Source organism: Leucobacter iarius (assembly GCF_039530105.1).
Taxonomy (GTDB): Bacteria; Actinomycetota; Actinomycetes; order Actinomycetales; family Microbacteriaceae; genus Leucobacter; species Leucobacter iarius.
On sequence record NZ_BAAAOB010000001.1, the window covers coordinates 935999 to 949660 of the forward strand.

Sequence of the window (13662 nt, forward strand, 5' to 3'; positions counted from 1 at the left end):
ATCGGGCGCGGCGAGTGCGCCGCTCGCGACGCGGGACGCGAGCGACGCGCGACCGCGGCGGATCCTGATCGTGGGCGGCGTCGCCGCCGGGATGAGCGCCGCCGCACGCGCCCGTCGGCTCGACGAGCACGCGGAGATCATCGTGCTGGAGCGCGGCGAGCACGTCTCCTTCGCGAACTGCGGGCTGCCCTACTACGTCAGCGGCGAGATCGCCGACGAGTCGGCGCTGCTCGTGCAGACCCCGGAGTCGCTGCGGGCCGCGCTGAATCTCGACGTGCGTCCGCGGCACGAGGTGATCGGCCTCGACCCGGCCGCGCGCGAGGTCGTCGTGCGCACTTCCGCGGGGGACGAGGTGCTCGCCTACGACGAGCTGCTGCTCGCGCCCGGCACGATCGCCGTCCGCCCCGAGATCCCCGGGATCGATTCGGTGCGCGTGGGCACGCTGCGCACGGTGGGCGATGCGGTCGCACTGCGCGAGCTGGTCGAATCGGAATTCCCGGCCGACGGCGTGCGTCGCGCGGTCGTCCTCGGCGCGGGCTTCATCGGCGTGGAAGCGGCCGAGGCGCTGCGCGCGCGGGGCCTGGAGGTCGAGCTGGTGCAGCGGGGACCGCACGTGCTCGCTCCGCTCGAACCCGAGATCGCGGCGCCCATCGCCGCGGAGCTCGCGCGGATCGGCGTCCGCGTGCGCACGGGAGTCGAGGCGGTCGGGATCGAGCCCGGCGTCGAACGCGACACCGTCCTGCTGTCCGACGGCGCGAGCCTCCCCGCCGACACGATCCTGCTCGCTGCCGGTGCGCGCCCCGACACCGCGGTGTTCGAGGCGGCCGGGATCCTCTGCGAAGACGGCGCGATCGTCGTCGACGAGCGCGGGCGGACCTCCGCCCCGCACGTCTCCGCGGCCGGCGACGCGGTCCGCTCGACCGATCCGGTCACCGGGATCCGCCGCTCGGTGCTGCTCGCGGGCCCCGCGAACCGGGCGGGGCGCCAGATCGCCGATCACCTGCTGCGCCCGGAGCTCGCGCGCCCGATCCCGGCGCCGCTCGGCACCGCGGTGATCCGCGTCGGGTCCCTCACCGCCGCGCTCACCGGCGCCAACCGGCGGGCGCTCGACCGCGCGGGCATCGATTTCGCCACCCTGCACCTGCACCCGAATCAGCACGCCGGCTATTTCCCCGGCGCCGCGCAGATGTCGCTGCTCGTGCACGTCCGTCGCGGCGACGGGCTGGTGCTGGGCGCCCAGGGCGTCGGCCCCGACGGGGTCGACAAACGGATCGACGTGCTCGCGACCGCGATCCGGGCGGGGATGACCGCCGGCGACCTCGTCGATCTCGACCTGGCCTACTCGCCCGTGCACGGCAGCGCGAAGGACCCGGTCAATCTCGCCGGGATGGTCGGATCGAACGTCGTCGACGGCACGCTCGAGCTCTGGTACGCCGAGCACTGGGCGGAACTCCGCGACGGTGCGCTCGTGCTCGACGTCCGCAGCCCGGGGGAGTTCGCCGCGGGGCACCTGCCGGGTGCGCTGAACGTGCCGCACACCGAGCTGCGCGGGCGGATCGGCGAGGTCCGGGCGGCGGCCGCCGGCCGTCCCGTGCTCGCGCTCTGCGGCTCCGGTGTCCGCTCGCACATCGCCCACCGCCTGCTCGCGCAGGAGGGTTTCGACTCGGCGTCGCTCTCCGGCGGCATGCTCACCGCGCGCGCGGTGCTCGGGGACGCGGTGCTCGTGCGGTCCTAGCTCGGAGCGAGCTCCTCGGCGATCCGCTTCGCCTCGCGCAGCCCGCTCTCGATCGCGCCGTCGACGAAGCCGCCCCAGAGGTTCGCGTTGTCGGTGGTGGCGAAGCGCACGAGCCCGTGCGGTTCGCGCAGCTCCGCCAGATCGCGGGTGAGTTGGCCGGGCCGGTGGGTCATCCAGGTGTTGCGCGACAGGGGATCCTTCATCCAGTCGTGCGCGGCGACCTCGAGCACCTCGAGGTCGCCGCGGAACGCGCCGACGGCGGCCTGCACGTCGGCGACGCTCGTGACGTCGAGCTGGGTGTGGTCGGGGCCGAAGCCGACGAGGATCGAGTACTCGCCCTGCTCGTCGGCGCCGAAGTACTCGCTCTTCAGCACGGACAGCGGGTGGCGCTGGCTCGCGTAGGCGAAGAAGCGCGGCACGGTGCCGCGCACCTTGACCCACACCTTGGTGCCCTGCGACGCGACCGTCTCGTCGGCCGCGCGGTGCCAGACCTCGGGCAGCGCCGGTTCGAAGGCGATGCCCCGGATCGCGTTGATGGGCAGCGTCGAGACGACGCGGCGGGCGCGCAGCGTCGCACCATCCGCGGTCGTGACGGAGACGAGACCGGCGTCGGGATCCTGCGCGACCGATGCGACGGCGGTGCCGAGCCGGATCTCGCCCGGCACGTCCTCGGCGATGAGCCGAGTCCACTCCGACATGCCGCCGACCACGCGGTACGTGGCCGAAGCCTCGTGCATGAGCTGCCAGTGCCCGCCCGTCGCCGCCACCCAGCGCATCGCGCTCGACAGGCCGACCTGGTCGAGCCGCGCGTTCACGTGCCCCACCCACACCGACTCGTTCGCGCTGCGCGCCTCGGGATCGAGGCCGAGCGCGTCGAATCGATCCTGGATCGAGAGCGCGTCGAGCTGCCGGATCCCGCCGACCGTCGGCTCCACGCCGCGCGGGATCGCCGATCGCACGTCGTCGATGAGCTGCTGCTGGCCCGCGTCGATCACCGCCATGAACTCGGCGAGCGACCCGCGTCGGGGCGCGTCACCCGCTCCGAGCCAGAAGGCCTCCTCGACCGCGGGGCTGCGCACGATGTCCCGCTGGTACCGGGTCATCTCGGCCCAGGTGTGCGGCTGCACCCAGTGCACCCACGTGCCGCCGAGCTCGAGGTCGTGGCCCATGCGACGGTCGGTCCAGGTGCGGCCGCCGACGCGGTCGCGCGCCTCGAGCACGATCACGTCGAGCCCGGCCCGGCCGAGCTCGCGCGCGGCGACGAGGCCGGCGAAGCCGGCGCCGATCACGACGACGTCGGCGTCGGCCTCGGGGGCGCCGGTGCCGTCGAGGGTCATGCTCCGGCCCCCGATCCGGCCGATCCCGAACCCGCCGCGAACTCGCGTTCGAGCGCGGCGACGGCGCGATAGCCCGAGGCGACGGCACCCGAGAGCGACTGCGCGAGCCCGGTGTGCTCGCCCGCGATCGCGACCCGGCCGGCGCTGCGCTCGAACGCGGTCGCATCGTCCGCGTGCCAGTCGAGGCTCGGGGCGCTGTAGGAGCCGCGGGCCCACGGGTCGTCGGCCCAGGTGGTCAGCAGAGGGTCGCCGTCGATGGCGAGCTCCGGCCGCATCTCGCGCAGCGCGCGCACCCAACCCTCCGGCCCGTCGGTCACGCCGAGCGCACCGAGGGCCGCCGGGCCGCCCGCGAAGCAGGAGAGCGCGGGGATCCGGTGCTCGCCGTCGACCGAGAGGGACCGCCACGACCACCAGGTGTGGTCGGGGTTCTGCAGCGCGATGTCGTCGTCGACGCGGCTGAACGGCACGCCGAGCTTGGCGGCGACGCCCATGAATCGGTGGTCGAGCGCTCGTTGCTGCGCCTCGGGCAGCTCGAAGCCGAGCTCGAGGTCGCGCAGCACCGGCAGCGGCACCGACAGCACGGCCGCGTCGGCGTCGAGCCGGGTGCCGTCGCGCAGTTCGACCTGCACGCCCGTCGCCGACTGGTCGATGCGTGCGATCGGATGCTCCAGGCGGACCCGGTCGCCGAGGCGTCGCGCGATCTCGATCGAGAGCGACTGGTTGCCGCCGACGAAGCGGCCGCCGTCCTCGACGTAGCCGCCCTCGGTCGCCGATTCGTGCAGCAACACCGCCTCGGCGCTGACCAGGTTCGGGTCGGCCGCGGCCGAGGTGGTCGTGCGGCGGTACACCGGATCCAGCCGGTAGTCCGCGCCGAGCGCCTCGGCGAAGGCGGCCTCGAGCGACACGTTCCGCGCGCCGTCGGCGATCATCCGCGCGAGGGTCTCGCGGACCCGGTCGCCCGTCGCTCCGAGCTCCTCGAACGAGATCACGCGCCCGTTCACCGTGCGCCGGCCGTAGCGCACGTTGTGCGACATGATCGGGACGCCGAGCTCGGCCGACAGGCGGCGGATCGGGAACTCCGTCGGGAAGATGTACTCGCCGCCGCGCTCGGTCACCTGGCCGTTGCCGAGCCGTTGCGACCAGGTGCGGCCGCCCACCCGGTCCCGTGCCTCGAGCGCGGTGACCTCGTGCCCGGACTTGCTGAGCTCCCAAGCCGCAGTGAGGCCCGACAGGCCGGCTCCGACGACGATGATCCGCACGTGATTCTCCCTTGAACGAACGCGAGCGATTCGTTCATCGTAGGGGGAGCGGGCTCGCCGCCGGAAGGGGCGAGCCCGCTGGGGCCGCGCTAGGCCTCGATGTCGATGTTCTTCGTCTCGGGCGTCAGAATGAGCGAGACGAGGGTGAGCACCGCGGCTCCCGTGAGGTACAGGCCGACGAGCACCGGGCTGCCGTCGGCGAGCCCCCACAGCCACACCGCGACGAGCGGCGCCAGCGCGGCACCCAGGATCGACGACACGTTGTAGGCGATCGCCGAGCCCGTGTAGCGCACGTTGGTCGGGAACATCTCGGGCAGGAACGCGCCCATGGGGCCGAAGGTGAGGCCCATCAGGGTGAAGCCGAGCGCCAGGAAGAAGATCACGGTCGCGGTGCCTCCGCCGAGCAGCGGCACGAAGGTGAAGCCGAACAGCGCGATCGCGGCGGTCACCCAGATCAGGGTGCGGCGGCGGCCGTAGCGGTCGGCCAGCGGACCCGAGACGAGCGTGAAGATGCCGAAGAAGATCACGCCGAAGACGAGCATCAGGATGAAGTCGTTGTAGGTGTAACCGAGGCCCGGCACGTACGACGCCGCATCGAACGGGGTGCCGGCCTTCTCGGCGGCGGCCTTCGCGGCGTCGCGGCCGGGGCGGGTACCGAGCGTCAGCGTGAACGAGGTCATCAGGTAGAACAGCACGTAGGTGGCGAGCATCGCGAAGGTGCCGAGGATCAGCGCCTTCCAGTGCCGCGTGAACGCCTCCGCGAGCGGCATGCGCTTCACCTGGCCGGTCTCGCGGGTGCGCTCGAACGCGTTCGACTCGACGAGGCGCAGGCGGACCCAGAGGCCGACGATCACCATGAGCGCCGAGAACAGGAACGGCACGCGCCAGCCCCACTGCAGGAACGCCTCGGAGGCGATGCCCGGCTTGTCGGGATCGGCGAGTCCGAGGTTGATCGCGTAGAACAGCATGTTCGCGATGATGAAGCCGATGGGCGCGCCGAGCTGCGGGAAGGTGCCGTACCAGGCGCGCTTGCCCGCGGGCGCGTTCTCGGTGGCGACGAGCGCCGCGCCCGACCACTCGCCGCCGAGGGCGAAGCCCTGGGCGAGGCGGAGGATCAGCAGCAGGACCGCCGCCCACACGCCGATGTTCTCGTGGGTCGGCAGCAGGCCGATCAGGAACGTGGCGATGCCCATGGTCAGGAGCGAGGCGACGAGCGTGGTCTTGCGTCCGAGCCGGTCGCCGAGGTGGCCGAAGACGACCGCTCCGATGGGGCGGGCGAGCATCGCCGCGCCGAATGTCGCGAAGGACGCGACGAGCGCGGTCGTCTCGTTGCCGGTGGGGAAGAAGAGCACCGGGAACACGAGCACGGCCGCCGTCGCGTAGACGTAGAAGTCGTAGAACTCGATGGTGGTGCCGATGAGGCTGGCGAGGATCACCTGCGCCGGCTTGTTGCGGGGCTGCGACGGCGCGGTCGGGGAGGCTGCTGGGGGATTCGTGGCTGACACGGAACGGCTTTCACTGAGGGGCGGGACGGACGGTGCACGGACTGTGCAACCGAGCCGTGGGTGTGCTCAGTGCGCAACTTCGGGCCGACCCCGCTTGTGGCGGGGACTCCGACAGCCTACGCCTCCCCCGGATCGGGCCCTTGTGCTCCGGCCGCGGGGACTGTACGGTGAGCGGGACGTCACTGAACGAAGTGTTCAGTGAGATGGCGATCCGGGTTCAGTCCCGCGATCGCGGAGCTGAACGGTTCGAAGGAGAACCATGACGGATCACGAAGACGACCTCGGCCCGCGGGTCGCGTCCTTCCGCGAGCTGCGGGGCATGAGCCTGCGCGCGCTCGCCGCCGCGGCCGGCGTGAGCACCAGCTTCCTGAGCCAGCTCGAGAACGGGCGCACCAACGCGAGCGTCGCCTCGTTGCGCAAGATCGCCGGCGCGCTCGGCGTCTCGCCCGCCGAGCTGCTCGACGAGCGCGCCGCCCACACGCGCGGGGTGCTCCGCGCGGATCGCCGTCCCCGACTCGAGGGCGCGCTCGGCGTCGAGAAGTTCGTGCTCTCGCTGCCGCCGCTGCGCAACCTCGAGGTCTACGCGGGAGAGTTCGCCCCCGGCGCGAGCACGGGGGCGAACCCCTACACGCACGGCAACGCGCAGGAGATGTTCGTCGTCATCGAGGGCACCGTCGTGTTCGAGCTCGGCGGTGAGCGCTTCGAGATGTCGCGCGACGATTCGATCGAGTTCCTGAGCTCGGTGCCGCACCGCATCGTGAACGAGTCCGAGGCCGAGGCCCGGGTCATCTGGATCAACAGCCCGCCGACGCCCGATGAGGCGCACGGCGCATAACCCGACCGCGCCCGCGAGGGCCGGCCGACCACCCCTGATCATCAACGGAGAGGATCACACCATGTCATCACCCAAGCGGATGCGACGCGCGGTCGCGTCGTCCCTCGCACTGCTCGGCGCGGGCGCACTGCTCGTCGGCTGCGCCTCGGGCGGAACCGCGCCCAAGGCCGATCTCGGCAGCGGTCCCGCGAAGGCCGGAACGGTCAAGGAGGGCGCGCTGCAGGGCTCGACCGTCACCTTCGTCTCGTGGGGCGGCGTGTTCCAGAAGGGGCAGATGGACGCTGCGGGCAAGCCCTTCGCGAAGGCCTCGGGCGCCACCGTGCTGGAGGACGGCCCGACCGAGTACGCGAAGGTGAAGGCGCAGGTCGACAACAACGCGGTCACCTGGGACGTCGTCGACACCGACATCATCTGGGCGCAGAAGCAGTGCGGCGACAAGGGCCTGCTGATGCCGATCGACAAGAAGATCATCGACACGTCGAAGGTGCCCGACGGGCTCGTCGGCGACTGCTACGTGCCCGCAATGCAGTACGGCTACGTGATCCTCTACAACGCGAAGAAGTACCCCACCGCGCCGACCGGGTGGAAGGACTTCTTCGACACCCAGAAGTTCCCGGGCAAGCGCGCCATCGCCGGGTTCGAGGACGTGGGCCCCGGCATCTACGAGGGCGCCCTGCTCGCCGACGGCGTCGCCCCCGACAAGCTCTACCCGCTCGACATGGATCGCGCGTACAAGAGCATCGACGGGATCCGCAGCAGCCTCATCTACTGGAAGACGGGCGCGGAGTCGCAGCAGATGATCGAATCGGGCGAGGCCGACATGGCGCTCGTCTGGTCGGGCCGCGGCTACGCCGCCGTGAAGAACGGAGCCGACTACAAGCCGATCTGGAACCAGGCGCTGCAGATCACCGAGGCGCTCGGCGTGCCGAAGAACGCGAAGAACCCGGATGCCGCGTTCGCGTTCATCAACTACTACCTCGGCAAGGAGCAGCAGGAGAAGCTGACCGAGCTGACCTCGTACTCGCCGGTCAACACCGAGGCGGAGCCGAAGCTCGACGCGCTCGGCAAGGAGTACCTGACCACGGCACCCGAGATCGCGAAGCAGATGGTCCCGACCGACGCGAAGTGGTGGGCCGAGAACTACGACTCCGAGCTCGAGCGCTGGACGAAGTGGCTGCAGGGCTGATCGGTTCATCGTGACGACCACGAACATCCCGGTGGTGCGCGCCGCGAACACCTCGCGGCGCGCACCGGTCCGGGCGCTCCTGCTCCTGCTGCCGGCGTACGCGCTACTGCTCGGCGTCTTCGCCTACCCCGTGTTCGAGAGCATGTGGCGCAGCGTCAGCGACCCGCAGCCCGGCCTCGACAACTACGTCTGGGCCTTCGAGAACTCCCAGAACATCGGGATCCTGCTGCGCACCTTCGGCAACGCCGCGCTGGCGACCGTCATCTGCCTGCTGCTCGCGTACCCGTACGCCTTCCTCATGACGGTGGTGGGCCCTCGCGCACGCGCCTGGCTCGTGGTGATCGCGCTGATCCCGTTCTGGACCTCGCTCATGATCCGCACCTTCGCGTGGATCGTGCTGCTGCAGGACTCCGGCGTGGTGAACAGCTTCCTCGAACTGCTGAACCTCGGCCCGGTCAAGCTGCTGCGCAGCAACACCGGCGTGCTCATCGGCCTCAGCCAGGTGCTCATGCCGTTCATGGTGCTGCCGCTCTACGCGGTGATGAGCGGGATCGACGGCCGGCTCGTGACCGCGGCCCGCTCGCTCGGCGCCCGGCCGTCGGTGGCCTTCTTCCGGGTGTTCCTGCCGCTGTCGCTCCCCGGCATCGCCGCGGGCGCGCTGATGGTGTTCATCCAGGCGCTCGGCTTCTACGTCACACCCGCGCTGCTGGGTTCGCCATCCGACAGCATGCTCGCCCAGGCCATCTACGCGCAGGTCAGCAGCCTGCTCCAGTGGGGCCGCGGCGGTGCGCTCGGCGTGATCCTGCTCGTATCGACCTTCGTGCTGCTCGGCCTCGTCGGCCTGGTGGCGCGCGGGGCGAAGAAACGCGGCCTCGCGGTGGAGGTGTTCTCATGATCCGTGTCACTCCGCTCACGCGCGGGATCCTGTGGGCGTTCAGCATCCTCGTCGCGGTCTGGCTGATCGCGCCGACCCTCGTGGTGATCCCGCTGAGCTTCACCGGTAAGGCATCGTTCGTGTTCCCGCCCGAGAGCTGGTCGCTGCGCTGGTACGAGTCGTTCTTCTCGAACCCCGCGTGGACCTCGGCGCTCGGCAACTCGCTGCTGATCGGCCTGCTGGTCGCGCTGCTCGCGACCGTGCTCGGCCTGCTCGCCGCGCTCGGCCTGCGGGCGCTCACCAGCAAGCGGGCGTCGTCGACGCTGCGGATCGGGCTGCTGGCACCCATGGTGGTGCCGGGCATCGTCGTGGCGATCGGCCTCTACTCCGTGTTCCTGAAGCTCGGCCTCGTCGGCACGCTCGTCGGCTTCGTGCTCGCGCACACGGTGCTCGCGCTGCCGTTCACGGTCATCGCGATCACGGCGGGCTTCGCCGGCTTCGACGACCGGCTCGAGCTCGCGGCGCTGAGCCTCGGCGCGAGCCGGCTCAAGACCTTCTTCTCGGTGACGCTGCCGAACATCATCCCCGGGCTCGTCTCGGGCGCGCTGTTCGCGTTCGTCACCTCGTTCGACGAGGTCATGCTGTCCCTCTTCATCAAGAGCCCCTACCTCAACACCCTCCCCGTCCTCATGTACGCGAGCGTGACTCGCGACACCGATCCGACGCTCGCGGCCGCCGCGACCGTCATCCTCGTGCTCATCACGACGCTCGTCATCGTGGCGCTCGTGCTCACCGGAAGGAAGAACCGTGGCCGAAGGGCGTAACCAGACCGGTGCCGAGATCCTGCTCGCGGGCGTCTCGAAGCACTACCCGAAATCGATCGCGCTCGACGACGTCTCGTTGCAGGTGGAGCCGGGCGAGTTCATGACCTTCCTCGGGCCATCGGGCTCGGGCAAGACCACGACGCTCAACCTGATCGCCGGGTTCACCGACCTCACCGCGGGGTATGTCGAGATCGACGGCAAGCGCATGGACGACGTGCCGGTGCACAAGCGCGACCTGGGCATCGTGTTCCAGCACTACGCGCTGTTCCCGCACCTCAGCGTGCTCGACAACGTCACCTTCCCGCTGCGGCAGCGCAAGGTGGCGAAGCAGGAGGCCGAGGCCCGAGCGCGTGCGGCGCTGCTCACCGCCGGGCTCTCCGGCTACGAGGATCGCGCGCCGAAGGAGCTCTCGGGCGGGCAGCAGCAGCGCGTCGCCCTGGCGCGGGCGCTGGTGTTCGAGCCGAAGGTGCTGCTGCTCGACGAGCCGCTCGGCGCGCTCGACAAGCAGCTGCGCGAGCGGCTGCAGCTCGAGCTGCGGCGCGTGCACCGCGAGGTCGGCCGCACCTTCGTGTTCGTGACCCACGACCAGGAGGAGGCGCTCACGCTGTCCGACCGCATCGCGGTGTTCAACAACGGGCGGATCGAGCAAGTCGGCACCTCGAAGCAGCTCTACGAGACCCCGGCGTCGCTGTTCGTCGCGGGCTTCATCGGCGAGTCGACCAAGGTGCTGAGCGACGACGGACGCACGATCACCGTCGTCCGTCCCGAGCACGGGGAGCTCTTCTCCCGCGACACCGAGGTCGGCGCCGGGCGCCCCGCGATCCCCGTCTCGATCCGCCAGGCGATCTACCTCGGTTCCGGCTGGAAGTACGAGGTCGTGCTGCCCGACGGCTCGACCGGCGTCGTCCGCGGCCCGCGTGCGCTCGACTGGCTCTCGGGCGACGAGCAGTCGGCCTGGCTCAGCTGGGACCCCGCACGCGCTTCGGTGTTCGACGCCGAACCCGGCGCGACGGCGGACGCCGTCGCCGCCTGATCCACCCACCCCTCATCACATCTCGCAAGGAAGCTCGATACCCATGATCAACGGCAACGTCTCCCACTGGTGGCAGCAGGTCGGCACCCCGAAGCAGCGCCCCGAGCTGCCGGGCGATCTGACCGCCGACGTCGCCATCGTCGGCGCCGGATACACCGGACTCTGGACCGCCTACTACCTGAAGCGGCAGCGTCCCGAGCTGCGCGTCGTCGTGGTCGAGCAGCGGCACGCCGGCTACGGCGCGTCCGGGCGCAACGGCGGCTGGCTCACCTCGGCCATGACCGGCGGGAGGGCGCAGTACGTGCCGACCCACGGTCGCGACGCGGCCGAGCGGTTCCAGCGCGCGATGAACGAGACCGTCGACGAGGTGATCCGGGTGGCCGCGGCCGAGGGGATCGACGCCGACATCAAGAAGGGCGGCGAGTTCAACGTCGCCTACACGCCGGCGCAGGAGGCGCGGATCCGCGCGTTCGCGGCTTCGGAGCAGTCGTGGAGTTCGACCGATCTCGAACTGCTGGAAGCACCCGAGGCGCGGGCGAAGATCAACGTCGCCGGCACCCGGGCGGCAGTCTGGCATCCGCACGCGGCCCGGATCCAGCCGGCGAAGCTCGCTTCGGGCCTCGCCGATGCGGTCGAGCGCCTGGGCGTCGAGATCTACGAGCGCACCCGCGTCGTCGAGATCGAACCGCACCGCCTGCGCACCACGCACGGCACGGTCTCCGCCGACTACATCGTGCGCGCGACGGAGGGCTTCACCGCGGGGCTCAAGGGGCTCAAGCGGCTCTGGCTGCCGATGAACTCGTCGCTCATCGCGACCGAGCCGCTGGCTCCGGAGGTGTGGGACGAACTGCGCTGGAGCGAGGGCGAGGTGCTCGGCGACTTCGCGCACGTCTACATGTACGCGCAGCGCACCGCCGACGACCGGATCGCCATCGGCGGCCGCGGCGTGCCCTACAAGTACGGCTCGCAGACCGACACCGACGGGCAGACCGCGCTCAGCACCGTCGACACCCTGAGCGAGATCCTGCACCGCTTCTTCCCGGCGACGCGCGGCGCGAGCATCGACCACGTGTGGTCGGGCGTGCTCGGCGTGCCCCGCGACTGGGCGGCGACCGTCGGACTCGACCGCGAGACGGGCATCGCCTGGGGCGGCGGCTACGTCGGCACGGGCGTCACCTCGACGAACCTCGCCGGCCGCACCATCGCCGACCTGATCCTCGGCAACGACACCGAGATCACGGGTCTGCCGTGGGTGAACCACAAGGTCCGCAAGTGGGAACCCGAGCCGCTGCGCTGGATCGCGACCAAGGGCCTCTACACGGCCTACGGGATCGCGGACCGCTCCGAGCTCGGCGGGCGCGAGAAGACCTCGCCGATCGCCCACATCGCCGACGTGATCACCGGCCGCGGCCACTGACCGGGAAGGACCCCCATGAACGACACCATCCGCACCGTCGCCGTGCACGGCACCGACTCGCTCGACCTCGGGCCGCACGCGCCCAAGCCGACCGCCCTGACCGATGGGCTCACCGAGGCGGGCCTGACCGTCTGGGCGCAGAGCCCCATCGAGACCGGGCTCTGGGAGTGCCTGCCCGGCGACTTCACCGCGTTCCGCGACGGCTACACCGAGATCTGCACGATCCTCTCGGGCCGCGTCACCGTCGAGGCCGACGGCGAGGCTCCCGCGGAGTTCGGCCCGGGCGACATCATGGTGATGCCGTCGGGCTGGCGCGGCACCTGGCGGGTGCACGAGCCGCTGCGCAAGCACTTCACGATCATCACCGACTGAACGGAACGAGCCATGTCCACGGAACGCGAACGCGCGATCGTCGTCGGCGGCGGAGCCTGGGGGCTCCCCGCCGCGCTGCGGCTGCAGGATCTCGGCTGGCAGGTCACCCTGCTCGAACGCTTCGAGCCGGGCGGCCCGTTCGCCTCGAACGGCGGCAGCTCGCGGCTCTGGCGGCTCTCGGACACGCAGGTGTGGCGGGCCCGGGCCATGCTCGGCACCCTCGGAGCGATGGAGCGGCTGGGGGATCGGCTCGGCGAGCCGGTCTTCCGCCGCACCGGCCTGCTCTGGCGCGACGACGAGTCGCTCCCGGCCGTGGCCGAGTCGCTCGCCTCGATCGGCCAGCCGGTCGAACGGATCGGAGCCGACCGCGTCGGGGAGGTCTTCACCGGCCTCCGGCCCGACGGCCGTGACGGGCTCCTCGTGGAACAGGCCGGGATCGTGCACGCCGACCGCCTGCTCGGCGGCGCGCTGCGGGCGTTCGTCGCCGCGGGCGGCGAGTACCTGCCGAACAGCCGCGTCGTGCGGATCGAACCCGGTGCCACGAGCGCACGGGCGATCCTCGCCGACGGCACCGCGCACGAGGCCGAGCAGCTGCTGCTCGCCGCCGGACCGGGCACGGCCGAGCTGCTGCCCGGACTCGGGCTGCGACTGCCGCTCACCCCGTACATCGAGCAGGTCGTGTACCTCGGCGATCCCGCGCTCACCCCGCCGGCCCCCGATCTGCCCGGGCTGGTGGACTGCCCGATCGGCGATGCGCCCGGCATCTACGCGATGCCGAACGGCTCCGCCGGATACAAGGTCGGCCTCGACCAGCCGCTCCGGAGCCTCGCCGGCGGCACTCTCGGCGACGACCTCGACCGCACTCCGGTGCCCGTGCGCACCGAGACGATCCGGGCCAGGATCGAACGCGACCTCACGGCGGTCCCACCGACGGTGCTCGGCGCCCAGGTGTGCACCTGGACCGACTCGGGTGATGGCGACTTCGCGGTCGGGCGCACCCACCCCACCGTCGTGCTCGCCTGCGGCGACTCGGGCGAGGGATTCAAGTACGCCGCGTTCATGGGGGAGTACCTCGCCGACCTCGTCGTCGGAGGTGCGGGCGACCCCGAGTTCCAGGCACACTGGGATCCGCGCCGCTTCGACGACGACCCGACGCCCCGCGCGCACTTCGCCGCCATCGGGCGGCACTGAGAACCGTCATCCTGCGCGAGGCACGAGTCGCAGGATCTCCGCGAGGGAGCACCGTTCGCCCTTCGCGCAGCACGACAGAGCATTGGAAAGAGGA

General features: G+C 71.3%; 11 protein-coding genes and 1 pseudogene. 9 read left to right on the top strand and 3 right to left on the bottom strand.

All coding sequences use genetic code 11. The annotated features are described in order from the left end of the window. The first annotated feature begins 70 nt into the window (after positions 1–70). The gene (locus ABD169_RS04045) at positions 71–1735 is read left to right on the top strand and encodes an FAD-dependent oxidoreductase (protein WP_344031630.1); all 1665 of its coding nucleotides are present in this window, start codon (positions 71–73) and stop codon (positions 1733–1735) included. Here the strand turns inward: ABD169_RS04045 and ABD169_RS04050 are convergent. The 3 genes and pseudogenes from ABD169_RS04050 to ABD169_RS04060 form a co-directional block, all read right to left on the bottom strand. Next, positions 1732–3072: a flavin monoamine oxidase family protein gene (locus ABD169_RS04050; RefSeq protein WP_344029640.1), complete on the bottom strand. Its 1341-nt coding sequence runs from the start codon at positions 3070–3072 to the stop codon at positions 1732–1734. The two genes, ABD169_RS04045 and ABD169_RS04050, sit on opposite strands and share 4 nt — an antisense overlap. Further along, positions 3069–4385: pseudogene (locus ABD169_RS04055) on the bottom strand (flavin monoamine oxidase family protein); the annotation flags it as partial. The pseudogene ABD169_RS04055 and the gene ABD169_RS04050, both read right to left, overlap by 4 nt. Positions 4386–4420: 35 nt before the next feature. Then, a complete protein-coding gene (locus ABD169_RS04060) occupies positions 4421–5836 on the bottom strand; it encodes an MFS transporter (protein WP_425560944.1) in 1416 nt (471 codons plus the stop codon). A gap of 259 nt (positions 5837–6095) precedes the next feature. Between ABD169_RS04060 and ABD169_RS04065 the strand changes: the two genes are divergently transcribed. From ABD169_RS04065 to ABD169_RS04100, 8 genes are all read left to right on the top strand, one after another. After that, positions 6096–6671 carry a helix-turn-helix domain-containing protein gene (locus ABD169_RS04065; RefSeq protein ID WP_344029643.1) on the top strand — a complete coding sequence of 192 codons (576 nt, stop codon included), beginning with the start codon at positions 6096–6098 and terminating at the stop codon, positions 6669–6671. 61 nt (positions 6672–6732) lie between these two features. Continuing rightward, the gene (locus ABD169_RS04070) at positions 6733–7857 is read left to right on the top strand and encodes an ABC transporter substrate-binding protein (protein WP_046456093.1); all 1125 of its coding nucleotides are present in this window, start codon (positions 6733–6735) and stop codon (positions 7855–7857) included. A gap of 10 nt (positions 7858–7867) precedes the next feature. Next, the gene (locus tag ABD169_RS04075) at positions 7868–8752 is read left to right on the top strand and encodes an ABC transporter permease (RefSeq protein WP_052961492.1); all 885 of its coding nucleotides are present in this window, start codon (positions 7868–7870) and stop codon (positions 8750–8752) included. Then, positions 8749–9555 (top strand): ABC transporter permease, encoded by an 807-nt coding sequence (locus tag ABD169_RS04080; RefSeq protein ID WP_084821157.1) that lies wholly within the window; start codon positions 8749–8751, stop codon positions 9553–9555. The genes ABD169_RS04075 and ABD169_RS04080 overlap by 4 nt, the downstream gene beginning before the upstream one ends. Further along, positions 9539–10588, top strand: coding sequence for an ABC transporter ATP-binding protein (locus tag ABD169_RS04085; RefSeq protein WP_046456092.1), 1050 nt, complete (start codon positions 9539–9541; stop codon positions 10586–10588). Before ABD169_RS04080 ends, ABD169_RS04085 begins: the two co-directional genes overlap by 17 nt. 43 nt (positions 10589–10631) lie before the next feature. Continuing rightward, the gene (locus tag ABD169_RS04090) at positions 10632–12005 is read left to right on the top strand and encodes an NAD(P)/FAD-dependent oxidoreductase (RefSeq protein WP_344029651.1); all 1374 of its coding nucleotides are present in this window, start codon (positions 10632–10634) and stop codon (positions 12003–12005) included. Positions 12006–12020: 15 nt separating this feature from the next. Continuing rightward, a complete protein-coding gene (locus tag ABD169_RS04095) occupies positions 12021–12377 on the top strand; it encodes a cupin domain-containing protein (protein ID WP_344029655.1) in 357 nt (118 codons plus the stop codon). A 12-nt stretch (positions 12378–12389) separates the two neighbouring features. Continuing rightward, the gene (locus tag ABD169_RS04100) at positions 12390–13568 is read left to right on the top strand and encodes an NAD(P)/FAD-dependent oxidoreductase (protein ID WP_344029658.1); all 1179 of its coding nucleotides are present in this window, start codon (positions 12390–12392) and stop codon (positions 13566–13568) included. Positions 13569–13662 lie beyond the last annotated feature (94 nt).

What these genes read in the sequence shown, in the direction of transcription:
- ABD169_RS04100 (WP_344029658.1), top strand. Translation starts at nt 12,390, where the DNA reads ATGTCCACGGAACGCGAACGCGCGATCGTCGTCGGCGGCGGAGCCTGG.
- ABD169_RS04095 (WP_344029655.1), top strand. Translation starts at nt 12,021, where the DNA reads ATGAACGACACCATCCGCACCGTCGCCGTGCACGGCACCGACTCGCTC.
- ABD169_RS04070 (WP_046456093.1), top strand. Translation starts at nt 6,733, where the DNA reads ATGTCATCACCCAAGCGGATGCGACGCGCGGTCGCGTCGTCCCTCGCA.
- ABD169_RS04065 (WP_344029643.1), top strand. Translation starts at nt 6,096, where the DNA reads ATGACGGATCACGAAGACGACCTCGGCCCGCGGGTCGCGTCCTTCCGC.
- ABD169_RS04080 (WP_084821157.1), top strand. Translation starts at nt 8,749, where the DNA reads ATGATCCGTGTCACTCCGCTCACGCGCGGGATCCTGTGGGCGTTCAGC.
- ABD169_RS04090 (WP_344029651.1), top strand. Translation starts at nt 10,632, where the DNA reads ATGATCAACGGCAACGTCTCCCACTGGTGGCAGCAGGTCGGCACCCCG.
- ABD169_RS04050 (WP_344029640.1), bottom strand. Translation starts at nt 3,072, where the DNA reads ATGACCCTCGACGGCACCGGCGCCCCCGAGGCCGACGCCGACGTCGTC.